This window comes from Kordiimonas lacus (genome assembly GCF_001550055.1).
In the GTDB taxonomy this organism is placed as follows: Bacteria; Pseudomonadota; Alphaproteobacteria; order Sphingomonadales; family Kordiimonadaceae; genus Kordiimonas; species Kordiimonas lacus.
The window spans coordinates 671,189-690,521 of record NZ_LRUA01000006.1 but is presented as its reverse complement, the minus strand read 5'-3'; the positions used below and the strand labels follow the sequence as shown (position 1 = coordinate 690,521).

Below are 19,333 nucleotides of genomic sequence, written 5' to 3'. Positions count from 1 at the left end.
CGCCTTGCTGACGCTAGACACTTCAGTATTGCCACGCTAAAACGGCGGTAAGCACCGGTGCCGCCAAAATGGGCTAACCCCATGGCGGCGCCTGAATTTTGTTTTCGAGGACTTGAGGCCAATTCCATGACCGCACCAATCACTGGCGCCAACGACATCCGCAAGGCGTTTCTGGACTATTTCAAGGGGCAGGGCCACCAGGTGGTGCAATCCGCGCCGCTGGTGCCGCACAACGACCCGACGCTGATGTTCGTCAACGCCGGCATGGTGCCGTTCAAGAATGTGTTCACGGGCGCGGAAACCCGCGACTATAACCGCGCGGCCTCCAGCCAGAAATGCGTGCGTGCCGGCGGCAAGCACAATGACCTCGACAATGTGGGCTACACCGCCCGCCACCACACGTTTTTTGAGATGCTGGGCAACTTCTCCTTCGGTGACTATTTCAAGGAAGAGGCCATCAGCCATGCCTGGAACCTGATCACACGCGAATATGGCCTCAACAAGGACAAGCTGACCGTCACCGTGTACCACGAGGACGATGAAGCCTTCGACCTGTGGAAGAAGATTGCGATGCTGCCCGAGGAACGCATCATCCGCATCGCCACATCAGACAACTTCTGGTCCATGGGCGATACCGGCCCGTGCGGCCCGTGTTCCGAGATTTTCTATGACCACGGCGACCACATCTGGGGTGGCCCTCCGGGTACACCGGAAGAGGACGGCGACCGGTTCGTGGAAATCTGGAACCTCGTGTTCATGCAGTATGAGCAGCTGGCCTCCGGCGAGCGCATCAACCTGCCGAAACCGTCGATCGACACGGGCATGGGGCTGGAGCGTATCTCTGCCGTGATGCAGGGCACGCACGACAACTATGAAATCGATACCTTCAAGGCCATCATCGCTGCGTCCGTGAACGCCACGGGTGCCGGTGAGAACGACAAGACGCGCGCATCCCACCGGGTGATCGCCGATCACCTGCGGGCCTGCAGCTTCCTGATCGCCGATGGCGTGCTGCCGTCCAATGAAGGCCGCGGCTATGTTCTCAGGCGCATCATGCGTCGGGCCATGCGCCACGCCCATATGCTGGGCGCGAAGGACCTGGTGATGCACCAGCTGGCACCAACGCTGATCCGCGAAATGGGCCAGGCCTTCCCGGAACTGGGCCGTGCCGAACGCCTGATCGAGGAAACGCTGAAGCTTGAAGAAGGCCGCTTCCGCCAGATGCTGGACAAGGGCCTGAAGCTGCTGGACGACGAACTGACAAAAATCGGTGACGGCGCTGAACTGCCGGGCGACGTGGCCTTCAAACTGTATGACACATACGGCTTCCCGCTTGACCTGACACAGGATGCGCTGCGGTCGCAGGACCGCACAGTGGACGTGGACGGCTTCAATGCCGCCATGGAAGAACAGCGTGCCAAGGCCCGCGCTGCCTGGTCCGGCTCCGGCGACGCCGCGACTGAAAAGGTCTGGTTCGATATCAACGACGAATTCGGCGCGACAGAATTTGTTGGCTATTCGACAGAACAGGCCGAAGGCAAGGTGGTTGCGCTGGTGAAGGACGGCGCACGCGTGGACGCCGCGGGCGAGGGCGACGAGGTGATGGTTGTCACCAACCAGACGCCTTTCTACGGCGAAAGCGGCGGCCAGATGGGCGACACCGGCACCTTCAAGGGTGAAGCGGTTGACGTAACGGTTACCGACACGCTGAAGATGGTCGGCGCCCTGCATGTTCACAAGGCCACCGTTACCAAAGGTGACCTGAAGGTGGGCGACACGGTTGAAATGCATGTGGACGGCGAGCGCCGGGCCAAACTGCGGGCCAACCACTCTGCCACCCACGTGCTGCATGAAGTGCTGCGCCGCGAACTGGGCGAGCATGTCACGCAAAAGGGGTCGCTTGTGGCACCGGACCGCCTGCGGTTCGATATTTCACACCCCAAGGCCATGACAGACGAAGAGCTTGCCGCCGTTGAGCGCGAAGTGAACCGCATAATACGCGAAAACGCAGCCGTTGAGACGCGGCTGCTGAGCTATGACGACGCGATTGAAGCTGGCGCCATGGCCCTGTTCGGCGAAAAATATGGCGACGAAGTGCGCGTGGTGTCCATGGGCGAGGAAGCAACCAGCAGCAAGCCGCACTATTCGGTTGAGCTATGTGGTGGCACCCACGTCAAGCGCCTGGGCGACATCGCGCTGTTTACCATCCTTTCGGAAGGTGGCGTATCCGCCGGTGTGCGCCGGATTGAGGCACTGACAGGCGAAGCGGCGCTTGAGCATCTTCTGGGCCAGCAGAAGCTTCTGAAAGAAGCCTCCGCCCAGGTGAAATCCAGCCCGGCTGAGCTGCCGGAGCGGATCGCAGGCCTGCAGGCTGACCGCAAGGCACTGGAGCGCGAGCTTTCGGAAGCCAAGAAGAAAGCGGCCCTCGGGGGCGGCGGTGCATCCGGCCCGACTGCAAAAGACGTGGGCGGCATCAAATTCCTCGGTCAGGTGCTGGACGGCGTCAGCCCGAAAGACCTGCGCGGCCTGGCGGACGACGCCAAGAAATCTCTGGGCAGCGGCGCCGTGGCGTTCGTGGCTGTCAATGACGGCAAGGCGGCGCTTCTGGTGGGGGTCACCGACGACCTGACGTCCAACTTGAGCGCGGTTGACCTCGTGCGGGCCGGTGTTGTGGCACTAGGCGGCAAGGGCGGCGGCGGACGGCCAGACATGGCGCAAGCCGGTGGCCCGGACGGCGCAAATGCCGCCAAGGCCCTTGATGCTATCGAAGCGGCGATCGCGGGCTAGGGCGCAGGGAAGGCAAAATCATGACAACGCAGACGGCCCGCCAACGCACCTACAGCTTCCTGGAGATGGGAAGCTTTGCAGGGCGGAAAGCCGCTGTGTTCGAAGGGTTCATGATAGCCTTGATCCTTCTGAATGTATTGGCTGTCGTACTGGAAACGGTCGACAGCCTTTGGCAGGCCTACAGCCCCTGGTTCCGGGCGTTTGATGCAATTTCCATTGGCATTTTCACGGTAGAGTATCTGGCCCGCGTCTGGGCCAGTGCAGAGCGCGAGGCTGTCCCCGGCGATACGGTTCTGGGTCGGCGCATCCGCTATATCTTTTCGCCGCTGGCGCTCATCGATCTGATCGCCATTATCCCGTTCTATCTGGGGCAGATGACAGGGCTTGACCTGCGCGCACTCCGGATTTTCCGGCTTCTCCGGCTCCTCAAGCTGGTGCGGTATTCACCTGCGCTGTCGTCGCTGGCGCGCGTGATCTATGCCGAACGGCAGGCGCTTCTGGCGGCCATGGTGATCATGGTGGGGCTGGAGGTGTTCGCGTCCACGCTGATGTATCTGGTGGAACGCGAGGCGCAGCCTGAGGTGTTTGGCAGTATTCCGGCGGCGCTCTGGTGGGCCCTGGCCACCTTTACCACAGTGGGCTACGGCGACGCTGTGCCTGTGACAGACCTCGGGAAGGTCATTGGCGGGGTGGTGATGATCATGGGGTTCGTCTTCTATGCTGTGCCCATCGGGATTATTGCCTCGGGCTTCACAGACGAAGTGCACCGGCGTGAATTCGTGGTGCCTGTTGGCGTGGTGGATGACCTGCCAGCGCTGAGGAAGCTGCCGAAGGATATCGCCAAGGAGCTGGCGTCGCGCGTTCGGTCTGTCACGATGGTGCCCGGCACAGTGCTGACCCGCCGAAGTGACCGGGACAATGGCATCTATTTCATTCTGTCTGGCGAGATTACGGTCTTTTATCACCACAGGGCCATCCCCTTGAATGCAGGGGATTTTCTGGGGGAATGTTCGCTCATCAGTGACCGCGGCGCACAGCCGGCGTCTGTCGCGCGCAGCCGCTGCCGGGTCATGTGGCTCGACAGCACCGAGTTGCAGATTCTGATGTCCATCTATCCGCCGCTTCTGGACGAGTTGCGGGAGTTTGCCTCTCGCCGGTTGATCGATCTTGTGGAAGATGGTCTGCTGAGCAGCGAAGAGCGCGCCACCATGATTGCCCACTATGATCATTGGGTGGGGCTCGCCCGGTCGCCGCAAGTGTGATAAGCTGCGATTAACTATCCATTCGTTCTAGAGAATCCAGGAGCATGCGTCGGTGAAATCCTCCCTGATGCGCACAGTATTTTTTCCCTTCGCCTATCTGGCTGTGGCCATGGCGCCATCTGCGGAAGCTAGCGACACGATCGCATTTCTTTACGAGCCTTACCCGCCTTATACCTTCCAGCATGACGGCAAGGTTGTGGGGACCATTGTGGCAAAGGTTGATGCCATTGCGGCTGCTGCCGGCCTGACGGTTAAGTGGCGGCAGGCAACCTTCAGCCGCATGCTCCGCAGCATTGCAAACGGCAAGGGTACTCCTCCGGTGTGCATCGCGGGGTACGGAACAACGCCGGAACGGGCCGCGACTTCCTGGATCAGTAAACCGTTTGCCATGTCGTCCGGTTCCGGGATTGCCGTGCTGAAGGATAATCTGGAAAAATTCAAGGACCACGAATCCATTGTCGACATCCTGACGGATAAGGCGATCAGTGGTGCCTTCCTGCAGGGGGCCACATACAGCGACGTGCAGACGCCGCTCATTGAAGCGGGCAGGGAGCGCCACCTGTTCATCGGTGGCGACGACAATGACCTGGCGGTTATGGTGGTGCGTGGGCGCGTGGATTTCGCCATGGTCAACCCGGACCAGGTGGCATACCTGCAAAGGGCTCTGCCGGGCGGGCAGCAGCTTGTCGCGCTGAAACCCAAGGGGATGCGACCGCCGGGGTCCGAACACATCCTGTGCAGCCGAAACCTGCCGGAGGGGATGAGGGACCGTATCAATGAAGCCATCGAGGCGATGATGCTGCTCCCCGGCATGGACGCGCCTGAGCGGGATACAGACCAGTAACCAATTAAGGCCGTCACGGCACCGCAGGCCGCCTGCCACAGCCATTCTGCCACTTCGCAACCGCATATCTTTCATGTATGATCCATACATCCTGTGCAAATTGGGGGCGAAAGGAGCTTGCTGTGCGTCAGATTTCGGCGTTCCTGTACCTGTTTGCGCTGTCGGTATTCCTCATGGGCCAGGAAGCATCCAAGGCGGAAGAAGGCGGGAACACTCTCGTTTTCCAGTTTGAAGATCATCCGCCATTCCTGGAGAAAACACCCAAAGGTATTGGCGGATCGTTCGGCAAATTCGTGAATGCGGCTGCGGCGCAGGCTGGCATCGGCCTCATCTGGCAGGAGCGGGCTTTCCGGCGCACGCGCCGCGACCTGGAGGAAGGCAAGCAGCCGTTTTGCGTTGCTGGCCACAGCTATGACGCGGATCGGGCGCCCAAATTCCACTATACGCCAGCGATCGGGACGTTTGGCCGGTCCGGTCTGCTGGTCCGCACCGCGGATATCCAAAAATTTGAAGCGCTTTCATCCGTTCAGGCCCTGTTCGAGACAACCGATCTGGCGGGCGGCTTTATCGCAGAGGCGAAATATGCAGTGCCGTTTCGCCCCTATCTGGCAAACAGCCGGGGCAAGCATCTGTTTGTTTCCACCAGCCATGAAAACCTGGTCCAATTGCTGGTAAGGGGACGGATCGACTTCCTGTTTGAAAATGAAATGATGGCGCCGCTGCACCGCGCGGCAACTGCTGGCGGGGAGGCCCTTGGGTTTGTCTCGTTGCCCGACATGCCAAAGGCGCGCGAAGCCTTTGTGATGTGCACCCGTGCCGTTGAGCCCGGGCTCCTGGCGCGCCTGGACGCTGCCATTGAAGCCGCGGCAGATGTGAGGCATTAAAAAAAGCCGCCCCGGAATAGGGCGGCTTTTCTGATTGCTAACCGGGGAGGGGCTTAGCCCAGCTCGGCTTTCAGGTTCTCGTCGATCTTGTCGAAGAACTGGCCTGTGGTCATCCAGCTTTGGTTCGGGCCGATCAGGAGCGCCAGGTCTTTGGTCATGGAGCCGGTCTCAACGGTATTGATACATACCTTCTCAACCGCTTCCGCGAACTGGGTTACCTCAGGCGTACCGTCCATCTTGCCGCGATACTTCAGGCCGCGCGTCCATGCGAAGATGGAAGCGATCGGGTTCGTGGACGTTTCCTTGCCTTCCTGGTGCTGACGGTAGTGACGGGTAACCGTGCCGTGTGCGGCCTCGGATTCAACCGTTTTCCCGTCAGGCGTCATCAGAACGGAGGTCATCAGGCCGAGCGAGCCGAAGCCCTGGGCCACAGTGTCAGACTGCACGTCGCCGTCATAGTTCTTACAAGCCCATACAAAGCCACCAGCCCATTTCATGGCACATGCGACCATGTCATCAATCAGGCGGTGTTCGTATGTGATGCCGGCATCCTTGAACTTGTCCTGGAATTCGTTTTCGAACACTTCCATGAACAGGTCCTTGAAGCGGCCGTCATAGGCCTTCAGGATCGTGTTCTTGGTGCTGAGGTAAACCGGCCACTGGCGGTTCAGGCCGTAGTTCATGCAGGCACGGGCGAAATCGCGGATGCTGTCATCCACGTTATACATGCCCATGGCAACGCCCGATTCCTGGAATTCATAGACCTCGCGCTCGATGGCTTCGCCGCCGTCGGCTGGCTCGAACTTCATGGTCAGCTTGCCTTTGCCAGGTACCAGGAAGTCAGTCGCGCGGTATTGGTCACCAAAAGCGTGACGGCCGATAACGATCGGCTTGGTCCAGCCTGGAACCAGACGCGGTACGTTTTTCATGATGATCGGCTCACGGAATACGGTACCGCCCAGGATGTTCCGGATGGTGCCGTTCGGGCTGCGCCACATCTTCTTGAGGTCAAATTCCTCAACGCGCTGCTCGTCCGGGGTGATGGTTGCGCATTTCACGCCCACACCATGTTCCTTGATCGCGTTTGCAGCGTCGATCGTGATCTGGTCGTCTGTCTCGTCACGCTTTGTAACCGACAGATCATAATAGAGAAGCTCTACATCAAGGTATGGCTGGATCAGACGTTCGCGAATCCACTGCCAGATGATGCGGGTCATCTCATCGCCGTCAATTTCCACGATCGGGTTTTTTACGGTAATCTTGCTCATAGTTCCCTCAAATTTATTTTTTTCCCAAGGGGTAGTATCGCGCCGGGGAGAGGACCGGTGCGGAATTTGGGCGCACCCTATCACCAGAACCTGCAGAGTTGAAGGCCCAACCGCACTAAAAAAACGACTTTTTGCTGTTTTTATCGCAATCAGCCGGGTTTTCTGCTGTCAGCGTTGTCAATGCAGGCTTAAAAGAGTTCGCTTCTGGCGTCAGATGGGGCGGTCTCCATCTGTTTCAACAGCTCGATTGCGTCTTCTGCCGTTTCGACCACGCTGAGAAGTGTCGCATTCTCAGGCGCCGCGAAACCGGCCTCAACCACGTTCGAGACCAGATCAACGAGCGGCGTCCAATAGTCTTCATGGTTGATCAGGATGATCGGCTTTCTGTGCAGGCTCAGCTGCGCCCAGGTCATGATCTCGAACGTCTCGTCAAGCGTGCCAAGGCCGCCGGGCAGGATGACAAAGGCGTCAGACCGGTCAAACATCATCTTCTTGCGTTCATGCATATTCTGGGTGACGTGCAGTTCCGTCAGCCCGTCCTGGGTGATTTCAACCGCGTCCAGATGCTCAGGGATAATACCAATCACAGGCGCGCCACCGTCGCGGGCGGCGCGGGCCACCACGCCCATCAGTCCGATGCTGCCGGCACCATACACAAGGCCCAGGCCAGCGCCTGCGATCCGGCCACCCAGGTCTTTCGCAAGTTGCTCATAGGACGGTTTATTGCCCATTCGTGACCCACAATAGACACAAACATTACGGATTGTGGTTGTAGGTTGGGGTGTCGACTTCATACAATACCTCACAAGAGATGGTGACCTGGTGGCCAAATTGGGAAAAACCCGCTAATTCAGGGTCATAAAGTTTAGTTGTCAAAGTTTTGACATGTTTTTAATAAATTCATCTTTCATTATATAGGCCCGATTGTTAAGGCTTTGTTGAACAGGATGTATGGTGAGTTATGGGCCCACTGGAAAGCAAGAGCGATGATATGCGCCGAATTGCCATCGGTGCCGTAAGTGCGGCCATTGGTGTCGGCGCTATCCTCTACGTGCTTTTCTCAGACGAGCCCGCGCCGCAAACGCCTGCATCCCCCACAGAAGTTTCCGAGAACCAGCCGACAGCGGAACAGGCCCAGAAGCCTGTGCCTGAGTTTGACCTTGTGCGAATCTCGCGCGGCGGTACCGGTGTGATTGCCGGGCGCATGGCGCCGGGCGCCCGCATTGAGCTGTTCGCGAACGGCAAGATGGTCTCGCAGGTCACTGCCGATGAAAACGGCGAATGGGTGATGATTCTTGAAGAACCGCTGGACGCTGGGTCTGTGGAACTGAACCTGAAGGGCCGCGAACGCGACGGGGCCGAGGTTTCTGAGGCCGACAATGTGGTGGTGGTTTCCGTTCCCGAGCGCGACAACCAGCGTTTTCTTGAGCGTGAACAGAACGGCGTTGTGGCCGTGCTGACGCCGAAAAGCGGTGAGGGGGCCTCAACCGTCCTTCAGAAGCCGGGCGTGGCTGCCTTTGGCGAAGTGGGTGAAAGCCTGAGCGTGGACACCATCGATTATGGTGACGGCGGCGACCCCATTGTTGCAGGCCGGTCGCTTCCGCGGGTGGATGTGAGGCTGTATCTGGACGATGTATTCGTTGGCAATATGCGCGCGGGCGATGAAGGCCGCTGGCAGATTGCGCTGACGGGCCGGCCGCTTTCACCGGGGCGCCATGTGATCCGCGTCGATCAGACGATTGGTGACGGTCAGGTGCAGCTTAGGATCGAACAGCCGTTTGAAGCCGGTCAGGCCATTGACCCAGAGGTCGCGGAAGGTGGTGTGATTGTGCGCCCAGGCAACACCCTGTGGCAGATCGCACGCCAGCTTTACGGCTCCGGTGTGCGCTATACCGTGATTTTCCGCGAAAACAGCGAACAGATCCGCGACCCGGACCTGATTTACCCCGGCCAGATGTTCCGCCTGCCGCTCAACGACGAAAAGCCTACGGGCTAGGACTTCCCAAACTTTTCTGATTTGATTTTAGGTAGCTTTCAGGTGGGACCTGAGCGCCCGCAGGTGGCTTTCTGATTCCAGCAATATCAGCGTCAGCGCGCCCACCAGGTCATTGCCCTGAAGCTTCTGGTTGGTGGCCGTCACGCTGTGGTAGGTGACATCGCCTGTCTTGCTGATCTTGTAGGCGCCATCAATGCCGCGGTTGGTGGAATAGACCCGCTCGATCGCCATGGTGCGTTCCGCGGCATTCTCAACGGTGAAATACAGGCGGCCCAGCTTGGCATCCAGCCTGATGATCCCGGCGCCGTCCTGGCCGGTGTCTGCTGTTGCATGAAATTTGATGCCTTCCCAATCGAACTCAAGCTGGTCGAAGGCAGGATCGTCGAGGCTGTCGAGGTGCCCTTTGACCTTCTGCAGCGATTCGTGAAGTTTCATGTTGCCCCGTTTCCAAATACGCCAGTTTACTTAGCTGCCCCGCGGCCTGATCGTTTCGGGTGAATGCTTCCCCTTGCCGCATCAACAGGATCGCTGTGCGGGCTTAAACAACCGTTAAAGGCCTCCTATTTCTTTTGCTGTATCCGCTTCATCTGGACAAGATTTTTTTTCAGGCTCATGCGGAAAGCGGGTCACGCAGGTCGTCAGACTTGACGTGGAGGCTTCAAATCGCCAGTGTGTGCCAAATTTACCTACAAAAGAAGAAGGTTGCCGCCGATGAAGGCTATGGATGTAGTAATGACGCCTATCCACAAGGAAGGGCACATGTTTGTGGCAATTTTCTTTGCCGTGTCTGTTGGCCTGTTTTTCCTGTCGGAACCTCTTGGTTGGGCCGGTCTGATCCTGACCGGCTGGTGTCTTTATTTCTTCCGCGACCCTGAACGGGTGGTGCCGGATGAAAAGGGTGTTCTTGTAAGCCCCGCCGACGGCACTGTGTGCCTGGTGATGGAAGCGACGCCGCCTGCAGAGTTGGGCATGGGCGATGAGCCGCGCACGCGCATTTCCATCTTCCTGTCTGTCTTTAACGTGCATGTAAACCGCGCGCCTGCGGCAGGCGAGATCACGAATGTGGCCTATGTTCCGGGCAAGTTCCTGAACGCTGCCGCGGAAGAGGCCAGTGAAGAGAATGAACGCCAGTTGATTCGCATGACCACGGAAGACGGCCATGACATTGCCTTCGCCCAGGTTGCGGGCCTTGTGGCACGGCGTATCCTGTGTGATCTGGAAGTGGACCAGACGGTAGAGCGCGGCGAGCGCTTCGGCCTGATCCGTTTTGGCAGCCGTACGGATATCTATCTGGACAAGGGCCAGAAGGCGACTGTTGCCGTGGGCCAGACCATGATTGGCGGCGAAACCATCATCGCCCGCAAGGCGCCAGCGCGCCGCAAAGCTGCCAGCGCTGACAAGTAAGATCAGGTAGCGGGGAGCAAACCACATGGGCGGTGAAAAACGGGCACTATTGTTCAAGAAGATCTCGATCCGGACGATCCTGCCGAATGTGGTGACGCTCCTGGCCTTCATGTCAGGGCTGACGTCGATCAAGTTCGCCCTGGCCGACAAGTGGGAGCTGGCGGTCTTTGCCATCCTGCTGGCGGGTATCTTTGACGGTCTTGACGGAACTGTTGCCCGGCTTCTGAAAAGCACCAGTCGCTTTGGTGCCGAGCTGGATTCGCTTTCGGACGTGGTGTCCTTTGGGGTGGCGCCGGCCGTGATCCTGTATCTGTGGGTGCTTGAGGGGCTTGACCGGCTCGGCTGGGCTGTGGCGCTGATTTACGCCATCTCCATGGCGCTCAGGCTTGCGCGCTTCAATGCCAAGCTGGATGACGAGGAAGAGCCCCGCAAGCGCCTGGGTTTCCTGACCGGTGTGCCGGCACCCGCGGGCGCAACGCTCCTTCTGATGCCGCTCATCGTCGATTTTGCACTTGAGGCCGTAACGGTTCAAAATTATGGCCTGGTTGTTTCCGCCTATGCGGTTGTGGTGGCTGTTCTGATGGTGTCGACCATCCCGACCATCTCGCTTAAGGCCTTCCGCGTGCCCAAGGCCTGGTTTGTGCCAGTGATGCTGATCATCGGCATTGTCATCGCGGGCCTGTTCGTTCGTACCTGGGCGGTGCTGATTATCATTGCCATCGCGTATCTTTCCAGCATGCCGTTTTCTTATGTGGCCTACGAGCGCCGACGCAAGCACAAGCAACTGGGTTGATGTGACCAGCCGGTAGGGGCTGCGCCTTTTTGCCATTCGTGGTATCATTGCCTTTATCGCCTTTATTGGCACTCCCTTTGCATATTCCACTGCTGAAAGAGACTGCCAAGTGAGGCATGGATGCAGCTTAGCCTTTGAAAATAAAGGTGAAAAGCAATGTGTAGAAAGGCGTGATCATGACACAGGGACTTAGCGCACCCACAGTATTTCCCAAAAAAGGGGCAATTGTTGCCTGCATGGCGCTGTTGACCAGCGCGTGTGGCGGCACCGGCAATCTTTGGCAGGGCGAGGAAGTTCTCGTTGAAGCCCGGCAGGTAACGCTGGAACGCAGCGTTGAAGGTGTTTCGGAAGATAACCGTGACCTCAAGGACCGCTTCAACGCGCTCGAGCGTCTCTATGTGGACCTGGTGAAGCATGTTAGAAGCCAGGACCAGGCGCTCTCAAACATGGAACAGAAGCTGGCGTCCCTGCAGAAAGACCCGGAAACCGAAGCAGCCCTTCGCCGTGTCAGGAATGATATTTCCGGCGTTCGTACCGAAATCAAGTCGCTTGAAAACCGTTTGTTCTCCGTTGAGATGATTGACCGCAACGCGGCGTATCAGACCAAAGCGCCCGGCAAGACACAGCAACAACAGCAGTCGTCCCAGCCTCAGGCCGCGTCGCAGCCAGCTGTAGACAACACCCAGGCGGCGCCAACAGGCACGTCGCAGACGGGTGCCGACGTCCAGACGGGTACGATTGACAACGGTACGCCGGCAACCAATGACGCACAGGACGACAGCCGCACCTATTATGGTGCGCATCTGGCGTCCTACCGGTCGAAGGACCAGGTGGACAGCGGTTGGTCAGCCCTTTACCGGGCGTTCGCCAGTCAGCTTGAAGGCCTTAGCCCGCGCATCTATACCCAGAACCAGGAAGGTATTGGTACGTTCCTGCGCCTGATTGTGGGACCGCTGGAGCGTGAAGAAGATGCCGAACTGCTGTGCGACAACATCCGCGCCGTGGGGGGCGAGCAATATTGCCGTGTGTCCGAATATCAAGGCGAACCGCTTCAGTAAGCCTTCAGAAAATCAACTGATGTTGAAATGAGCCGCCGTTTTCACGCCAAACGGCGGCTTTTTTATATCTTTGGTAAAAAAAGACGCAAAATTATGAGAAGCGACCTTGACAGAACCGACCAAATCCTATGGGATGCTGCAACCTTCACCGAATTCAGACCGGGATTGATCCATCTGGGGAGGTACGATCAATCTTCTGGCGCCCACGGATTAGGCAGCCACTGACGGAGAAGGCCGGGCACACCTGGGGGTTCGCTCGGATTAGGCGCGGTGCTTCAACCACCTTGTGGTTTGTTCGCCGCGCCTCTTACTTATGTCAGGTAGAGTGTCGTTACCAAGATAGCCGCTGCGTGAACACGCAGGCGGTTTTTTCATGCCCGGACAGGCCAAGGCTAGGCGGGCAGGTGAGACGGCCCGGATAAGCCGCCCAAACCCAGAGTGCCTAGCGCTGGAAGAAAAGCGGGTCCGGAATTCGGGACTGGGGCTGTACGCGTGAACGAGGGGCCTTGGGCAGTTGCTTGCGCAGATGCTTCCACATCACGGACGCCCCATCCTGCATTGCGGCCATCCCCAGGCCCCCCAGCAAGATAAACAGCAAAAGAATGAGCAAATGTTCAAATCCAGGCATAGCGTCCTCCGTTCATCTTTTGTTCTTCTATCTCGGGAAATGTGGCCCGTCAAGAACAAAAGTGGAACATGGCAATATTCTGCAATTCGTTACATCTGAAATTTATTGCGCTCTGTGGCGCGCTGGTGCTAAAGATAGGGCAAGTGAGCAGAGCAGCCGAAGCCCCATCAGCCAGGCGCCTGCGACAAAAAAAGATAACAAGAGAAAAAGTATGTCGTTAGACCCACAGGCCCCATCGGCCGGGGCCGCGCCGGGCACCTCTCCTTCGGGAGGCCAGGCGGAGCACCAACAGAAGAATTCCGGCAAAAAACGCCGCCCCCGCCGCCGCAGACGCGGTGCCAAAGGGCAGGATGCGGCGCAAGCCAAAGGGCCGGGCCAACCTCAAGCAGCGCCAGCAAAAGGTCAGGGCGGCTCACGGCAGCCGGACCGGCCAGCGCGACCCGCGCAGCCTTCCGCCGCCCCCGCAAAGAAACAGACAGGCAGGCAGCCACAGCCGCCCCTGCGCGGTGTCTATAGCGCCATTGACCTGGGCACCAACAATTGCCGCCTGCTGATCGCCCGCCCCACGCGCGGCGGTTTCCGCGTCATCGACGCCTTCTCGCGCATCGTGCGTCTCGGGGAGGGGGTCTCTTCGAACAACCGCCTCTCTGATGAAGCGATGGACCGCACCATTGAGGCCTTGAAAGTCTGCGCTGAGAAAATCGCGCGCCGGGGCGTTACCTGCATGCGCCATGTGGCGACTGAGGCCTGCCGTGTGGCTGATAATTCTGACGAATTCATCGCGCGCGTGAAGCGCGAAACCGGTATCAACCTGGATGTTATCTCGGCGGGCGAGGAAGCCCGGCTTGCGGTGATGGGCTGCCAGTCGCTGATCGCGCCCGGTAACCGGAACGCGCTGGTGTTTGATATTGGTGGCGGATCAACAGAGCTGATCTGGGTGCGGGTGCACCCGGGGCAGCGCACGGAAATCTCCGGATGGATGTCCATTCCCTGGGGCGTGGTGAACCTGTCCGAAAGCTTTGGGCGGCCTGGCGAGACTCTGCCGATCGAGCATTACAACAAGATGGTCAAGCTGGTGGTGGACCACCTGCAGGCCTTTGAAGATGCGCATCAGGTCTCTGATGTGGTCAGGAAACGCAAGACCCAGTTCCTGGGAACCTCAGGCACCGTGACGACGCTGGCGAGCCTGCATCTGAACCTGCCGCGCTATATCCGCGAGAAAGTGGACGGCGCCTGGATGAAATCGCAGGATATTCACGCCCTGTCACGCCGGGTGGCCACCATGACGCATGATGAACGTGCCGCCCAGGTTTGTATTGGCCCGGAAAGGGCTGACCTTGTTGTGGCGGGCTGTGCTATTCTTGAGGCCATCCTGGGGATGTGGAAGGTGCCAAGCCTACGCGTGGCGGACCGCGGCATCCGGGAAGGCATCCTGCGCGGCCTGATGCAGATGGAACAACCGCCCCGGCGGGCGCGCCCGCTTTACCGTGGCGACAAGACTCAGCAGGGCGACAGGGCACAAAAAAGGGTAGAGAAGAATGGCTAGTGGCTGGAACAAGCAATCGAACACCCGGAGCCGGGCGCGCGGTGCCAAGGTCCGCGTCAAGACGGCGCGTGGCCGCAAGAACAGCTCGACCCGCTGGCTGCAGCGTCAGCTCAACGACCCCTATGTCGCCGAGGCCCAGCGCCTTGGATACCGCTCCCGCGCGGCCTTCAAGATCAAGGAGCTGGCGGAACGCTATAATCTCTTCAAGGGCGTCAAGCGTGTGGTGGACCTGGGCTGTGCCCCCGGCGGCTGGACGCAGGTGCTGACAGAGGAACTGAAAGACGGCGCCCAGATCATCGGCATCGACATTCAGGAAGTGGAACCCATTCAGGGCGCCGACATCTGGGTGATGGATTTCCTGGCTGAAGACGCTGAAAAGCGCCTGATGGACGCCCTTGAAGGTCCGGCCGACCTTGTCTTGTCCGACATGGCCAACTCGGCCACCGGGCACCGGCAGACAGACCAGATCCGCACCATGGCGCTCTGTGAAGCCGCGCTTGATTTTGCCGTCAAGGTGCTGGCACCCGGTGGCACGTTCGTGGCCAAGGTGCTGCAGGGCGGGGCCGACAATGACCTGATCCTGGCGCTCAACAGGCACTTCACCAGCGTCAAGCACGCGAAGCCGCCGTCAAGCCGGCAGGATTCCAAGGAATGGTTCGTGGTGGCGACTGGCTTCAAGGGTCGAAAAGAGGCCGATTCCGAATAGTTTTCATCTGATTTTCCTCTGGGCGAAGTTTAACGTTGATTTTTGGGCGGCCTTCGGGGTATTGAACGGCGAATATCTTAATCCGGCGGGGCAAATTTGGGCCCCCAAAGCGCGCACAATGCGCCCACAGTGAAAGCAGGATCGCCCTAATGGATATTCGCCTCGGCCTTACTTTTGATGATGTTCTTCTTGTACCGGCAGCCAGTGATGTCATGCCTGCGCAGGTGGACGTTCGTACCAAAATCACAAAATCAATCGAACTGAACCTGCCGCTTCTTTCCGCGGCGATGGATACCGTAACCGAATCCCCAATGGCGATTGCCATGGCGCAAGCGGGCGGTGTTGGTGTGCTGCACCGGAACATGACCGAAGAAGAGCAGGCCGAAATGGTCCGCCAGGTCAAGAAGTTCGAAAGCGGCATGGTGGTGAACCCGGTGACAATGCACCCGGATGAGACCCTGGCCGCAGCCATGCGCCTGATGACGCAGCATAAGATTTCCGGGATTCCGGTGGTTGAGCGCAACGGCGCTGTTGGCCCCAAGAAGCTGGTCGGCATCCTGACAAACCGCGATGTACGTTTCGCCACCAACATGGAGCAGCCGGTTAGTGAGCTGATGACCCGTGATGTGGTGACGGTGAACGAAGGTGTTTCCTTTGAAGAAGCCAAGGGCCTCTTTCACCAGCACCGGATCGAGAAGCTGATCGTTGTTGACGAAGGCTACCGCTGCGTTGGCCTGATCACGGTGAAAGACCTTGAAAAGGCTGTTGCAAACCCGAACGCCGCCAAGGACAGCAAAGGTCGCCTGCGTGTGGCAGCTGCGACGACCGTTGGCGACAAGGGCTTTGAGCGTGCTGGCATGCTGGCAGACGCCGAATGTGACCTGATCGTGCTGGATACGGCCCACGGCCATTCTTCCCGCGTGATCGAGCAGGTTGCCAAGATCAAGAAAGCCTTCGGTAACGTCCAGCTTGTGGCTGGTAACGTCGCAACCGCTGACGCCGCCAAGGCACTGATTGATGCGGGCGCTGACTGTATCAAGGTTGGTATCGGACCAGGCTCCATCTGTACCACGCGCATCGTGGCGGGTGTGGGCGTACCGCAGCTGACAGCAGTTTCCGACGTTGCCAAAGTGGCGTCCGCCCAGGGCATTCCGATTATTGCTGACGGCGGCCTCCGGACCTCCGGTGACGTGGCCAAGGCCATTGCCGCTGGTGCGAACGCCTGTATGGTGGGTTCACTGCTTGCAGGCACCGAAGAAGCGCCGGGCGAAGTGTTCCTCTATCAGGGCCGGTCCTACAAGGCATACCGCGGCATGGGCAGCGTAGGCGCCATGGCGCGCGGCTCTGCAGACCGTTACTTCCAGGATGACGTCAAGGACACGCTGAAGCTTGTGCCGGAAGGCGTTGAAGGCCAGGTGCCTTATAAGGGCCCATCGGCTGCTGTGCTGCACCAGCTGATTGGCGGCCTGCGGGCTTCCATGGGCTATACGGGCGCGAAATCCATCCCGGAAATGCACGAAAAAGCGCAATTTGTTCGCATCACCAATTCGGGGCTGAAGGAAAGCCACGTGCATGATGTGACGATCACGCGTGAATCCCCGAATTACCCTGCGAAATAAGCTGGCGACCTGATGCAGCCCGCCGCGCGCCTTTCCGCCGCCATTGAACTCCTCTTTGACATCGAGGAGAAGATGGCGGCAAAAGCCGCGCCTGCGGACGTGCTGGTCACCAAATTCTTCCGGGCCCGCCGCTATGCGGGCTCGAAGGACAAACGCGCGATTTCCGGCTATGTGTACGGCATCCTGCGGGCGAGGGCGCTTTACCATTGGGCGCTGAAGGAACTTGGCGCCAAGCCAACTGTCCGCAACATGATGATCGTGCATCTGGCGCGCCATGAAAGCGACAGCCTGAAGCATTTCGGCGAGGAAAACCCCTTCGCGCCCACCCGTCTGCACGAGGAGGAAGAAGATTTCCTTCGGAAGCTGAAGCGGATCGATTGGCACGCGGCACCTGTTGAGGCGGCCTATAATCTGCCGGACTGGGCGGTGCCGGGGCTGAAGCGGCGGTTCAGCAAAGGGCTGGCCACGGCGGCGGCAAGCCTGAATGAAACCGCCCCGCTGGATATCCGGGTCAACAGCCTGAAAGCCAACGGAAAAAGCTTCGATGAAGTTCTAAAGAACGACGCAGAACTATTTGAAAAAAATGAATTTTCCTGCCTTGGGTATCGCGCCAAAGGGCCGATCAACCTGGGCGCTCATCCGGCCTTCAGTGACGGCCTGATCGAGGTACAGGATGAAGCTGCGCAGGTGGCGTCTAGCCTGGTGGATGCCTTCCCGGGCGCTCAAATCGTGGATCTGTGCGCGGGCGCTGGCGGTAAAACGCTGGCGATGGCGGCATCAATGGAAAACCGTGGCCAGATCCACGCGTTCGATATTTCACCCAAGCGGCTGTCCAGCCTGAAGAAGCGGATGCAGCGCGCGGGCGCGCGCACCATCCAGGTGCATCAGATTGCTGCGGAAGGCGCGGGGCGCGAGATCGCGTTCGGCCCCATGGAAGGCAAGATGGACCGGGTGGTGGTGGACGCGCCCTGCACGGGCACGGGCACCTGGCGCAGAAGTCCGGACCAGCGATGGCGCTTTGACGAGGCTAGCCTGAAAGCGCAGACCGCGCTTCAGGGCAGGTTGCTGGCGGAAGGCGCGAAGATTGTCAAACAGGGCGGCAGGCTTGTTTATATGACCTGTTCTGTCTTGCCGGAAGAAAACGAAGACGTGGTCACGGCCTTTCTCGCAAGTCAGCCAAAGGGCGCATGGCAACTGATGGACTATAAGGCCATCTGGGCAGAGACACTGCCCGGTAAACCCGCTGAAACGCTGGCGCTGACCCCTGAATGCCTGCAGTTGGCGCCCCACGCGCACGACACGGACGGCTTCTTCCTGGCGGTTCTTGAACGCGTCGCCTGACAGCTTTTACCAATTGTTTGGGTTTTGAAGCCTACACTGGCGTTATGGCGGGCTGGTGCGGCACAGTTTGGCGCACGGCGAACACAGCTTATCTCTTGTTGCAATCGCTGCGTAAAAATGCGGTTATGGTGGCAAGAAGAACAAGAAGAGGCATGGTATGCGTAATTCCAACCTGATTCTGGCCCTGGGCCTGAGCGCCATGATGGCGCTGCCAGCTGCGGCCCAAACCAGCAATAAATTCCAGTCCCTGTCGCGGGAGCTGGTGGCCCAGGCCACCGTGGCCCTGCACGCGGAAAAGCCCGGTGATGCCCGGCTTCTGTTTGAACGCGCGCTTGTGGCTGATCCCGCCAATGTGGCGGCGCTTGTTGGCCTTGGCCAGACGGCGGAAGCCCAAGGCCTGACGGGCCGGGGGCTGAAATATTATCGTCGTGCGCTTGAGATTGAGCCCAACCACAAGGTGGCGCTTGAAGCCCAGGCGTTGGCGTTCCTCAAAAGGGACATGGCAGACCGGGCTGAAGGCAACCGCGACAAGTTGGCGCGTCTGTGCATGAACGGCTGCGAGGCGCTTACGAGCGTGACAAGCGCGCTTGAAGAATATCACGCCGCAAACGACCAGACAGCGATTGCACAAAAGGAAGGCTAGGCTTTCCACAGTAGCCTAAAGTGAAACGGGCGCCTGACGGCGCCCTTTTTGTTGCTTAGTCCTTCACCACCAACGTGTCGTGGTTATCGACCACGTGAGACCAGTAATAATCCGCCATCGGGAAGATGATCAGGTCTTCGGTTTCGATCACCGGTTTGCCGTCTGTCATGCTGCAGGTACCGGACCAGTTGGTGATGCCGCCGAACTCGCCGAAGCTAACGGTCACGCTGACGGGTACGGCATAGTGGGCTTTGCTGTCGTCCCTGCCGTTCGGGTTGACAAAACCTGTGAGCGGGAAGGACATATCCGGGTCAGATGCCGGGATATACTGGCCTGAGAGCATGCCGGTTTGGCCGTCAACCTTCTCGAACCGCATGGTGGCGCCGATATTGGTGGTCCAGTCCCCGATGATGCCGTCGCCGCAATCGCGGGCGAAGCTGGGTGCGGTGATGAACAATACTGCGCCTGCGGCCAGTACCGTGAGTGATTTTACTGTCATGTGTTTGTCCCCCAATGTGCAATGCACGGTTTAATTTCAACGTTTTTCTAACGTG

At 59.0% G+C, this 19,333-nt stretch carries 18 protein-coding genes; 13 read left to right on the top strand and 5 right to left on the bottom strand.

All coding sequences use genetic code 11. The annotated features are described in order from the left end of the window. The first annotated feature begins 138 nt into the window (after positions 1 to 138). The 4 genes from alaS to KORLAC_RS11400 all read left to right on the top strand — a co-directional run bounded on the left by alaS (position 139) and on the right by KORLAC_RS11400 (position 5,777). On the top strand, positions 139 to 2,787 hold the full coding sequence (gene alaS, locus KORLAC_RS11415; RefSeq protein ID WP_068307125.1) for an alanine--tRNA ligase: 2,649 nt from the start codon (positions 139 to 141) through the stop codon (positions 2,785 to 2,787). Positions 2,788 to 2,807: 20 nt separating this feature from the next. Further along, positions 2,808 to 4,049, top strand: a complete 1,242-nt coding sequence (locus KORLAC_RS11410) for an ion transporter (protein ID WP_068306642.1) — start codon at positions 2,808 to 2,810, stop codon at positions 4,047 to 4,049. Positions 4,050 to 4,116: 67 nt separating this feature from the next. Then, entirely contained in the window at positions 4,117 to 4,893 is a 777-nt protein-coding gene (locus KORLAC_RS11405) for a substrate-binding periplasmic protein (RefSeq protein WP_068306637.1), read from the top strand. Positions 4,894 to 5,015: 122 nt separating this feature from the next. Then, positions 5,016 to 5,777, top strand: a complete 762-nt coding sequence (locus tag KORLAC_RS11400; RefSeq protein ID WP_068306635.1) for a type 2 periplasmic-binding domain-containing protein — start codon at positions 5,016 to 5,018, stop codon at positions 5,775 to 5,777. Positions 5,778 to 5,830: 53 nt separating this feature from the next. Here the strand turns inward: KORLAC_RS11400 and KORLAC_RS11395 are convergent, their stop codons facing one another. Further along, positions 5,831 to 7,045, bottom strand: a complete 1,215-nt coding sequence (locus tag KORLAC_RS11395) for an NADP-dependent isocitrate dehydrogenase (protein ID WP_068306633.1) — start codon at positions 7,043 to 7,045, stop codon at positions 5,831 to 5,833. Between the two features lie 188 nt (positions 7,046 to 7,233). Further along, positions 7,234 to 7,839, bottom strand: coding sequence for an LOG family protein (locus KORLAC_RS11390; protein WP_068306631.1), 606 nt, complete (start codon positions 7,837 to 7,839; stop codon positions 7,234 to 7,236). Between the two features lie 197 nt (positions 7,840 to 8,036). On the opposite strand from KORLAC_RS11390, the gene KORLAC_RS11385 reads away from it, so the two are divergent. Next, on the top strand, positions 8,037 to 9,041 hold the full coding sequence (locus KORLAC_RS11385) for a LysM peptidoglycan-binding domain-containing protein (RefSeq protein ID WP_074519486.1): 1,005 nt from the start codon (positions 8,037 to 8,039) through the stop codon (positions 9,039 to 9,041). A gap of 27 nt (positions 9,042 to 9,068) precedes the next feature. Here the strand turns inward: KORLAC_RS11385 and KORLAC_RS11380 are convergent, their stop codons facing one another. Continuing rightward, entirely contained in the window at positions 9,069 to 9,476 is a 408-nt protein-coding gene (locus tag KORLAC_RS11380) for a hypothetical protein (RefSeq protein ID WP_068306625.1), read from the bottom strand. Between the two features lie 276 nt (positions 9,477 to 9,752). On the opposite strand from KORLAC_RS11380, the gene KORLAC_RS11375 reads away from it, so the two are divergent. The 3 genes from KORLAC_RS11375 (at position 9,753) to KORLAC_RS11365 (ending at position 12,296) form a co-directional block, all read left to right on the top strand. Then, positions 9,753 to 10,445: a phosphatidylserine decarboxylase gene (locus tag KORLAC_RS11375; protein ID WP_068306624.1), complete on the top strand. Its 693-nt coding sequence runs from the start codon at positions 9,753 to 9,755 to the stop codon at positions 10,443 to 10,445. 25 nt (positions 10,446 to 10,470) lie between these two features. Beyond that, the gene (pssA, locus tag KORLAC_RS11370) at positions 10,471 to 11,238 is read left to right on the top strand and encodes a CDP-diacylglycerol--serine O-phosphatidyltransferase (protein WP_068306623.1); all 768 of its coding nucleotides are present in this window, start codon (positions 10,471 to 10,473) and stop codon (positions 11,236 to 11,238) included. Between the two features lie 176 nt (positions 11,239 to 11,414). Then, the gene (locus tag KORLAC_RS11365) at positions 11,415 to 12,296 is read left to right on the top strand and encodes an SPOR domain-containing protein (RefSeq protein WP_139167643.1); all 882 of its coding nucleotides are present in this window, start codon (positions 11,415 to 11,417) and stop codon (positions 12,294 to 12,296) included. 442 nt (positions 12,297 to 12,738) lie between these two features. Here the strand turns inward: KORLAC_RS11365 and KORLAC_RS18890 are convergent, their stop codons facing one another. Next, positions 12,739 to 12,924 (bottom strand): hypothetical protein, encoded by a 186-nt coding sequence (locus KORLAC_RS18890; RefSeq protein ID WP_068306618.1) that lies wholly within the window; start codon positions 12,922 to 12,924, stop codon positions 12,739 to 12,741. Between the two features lie 211 nt (positions 12,925 to 13,135). On the opposite strand from KORLAC_RS18890, the gene KORLAC_RS11355 reads away from it, so the two are divergent. From KORLAC_RS11355 to KORLAC_RS11335, 5 genes are all read left to right on the top strand, one after another. After that, a complete protein-coding gene (locus tag KORLAC_RS11355; protein ID WP_074519471.1) occupies positions 13,136 to 14,470 on the top strand; it encodes a Ppx/GppA phosphatase family protein in 1,335 nt (444 codons plus the stop codon). Beyond that, positions 14,463 to 15,176 (top strand): RlmE family RNA methyltransferase, encoded by a 714-nt coding sequence (locus tag KORLAC_RS11350; protein WP_068306616.1) that lies wholly within the window; start codon positions 14,463 to 14,465, stop codon positions 15,174 to 15,176. The genes KORLAC_RS11355 and KORLAC_RS11350 overlap by 8 nt, the downstream gene beginning before the upstream one ends. Positions 15,177 to 15,325: 149 nt before the next feature. Further along, positions 15,326 to 16,795 (top strand): IMP dehydrogenase, encoded by a 1,470-nt coding sequence (gene guaB, locus KORLAC_RS11345; RefSeq protein ID WP_068306613.1) that lies wholly within the window; start codon positions 15,326 to 15,328, stop codon positions 16,793 to 16,795. Between the two features lie 12 nt (positions 16,796 to 16,807). After that, complete coding sequence (locus KORLAC_RS11340) at positions 16,808 to 18,136, top strand: RsmB/NOP family class I SAM-dependent RNA methyltransferase (protein WP_074519472.1); 1,329 nt, start codon at positions 16,808 to 16,810, stop codon at positions 18,134 to 18,136. Positions 18,137 to 18,293: 157 nt separating this feature from the next. Then, the gene (locus KORLAC_RS11335; protein WP_068306609.1) at positions 18,294 to 18,779 is read left to right on the top strand and encodes a tetratricopeptide repeat protein; all 486 of its coding nucleotides are present in this window, start codon (positions 18,294 to 18,296) and stop codon (positions 18,777 to 18,779) included. A gap of 55 nt (positions 18,780 to 18,834) precedes the next feature. On the opposite strand, the gene KORLAC_RS11330 is transcribed toward KORLAC_RS11335, so the two are convergent. Further along, a complete protein-coding gene (locus tag KORLAC_RS11330) occupies positions 18,835 to 19,278 on the bottom strand; it encodes an avidin/streptavidin family protein (protein WP_068306607.1) in 444 nt (147 codons plus the stop codon). Between the last annotated feature and the right edge of the window lie 55 nt (positions 19,279 to 19,333).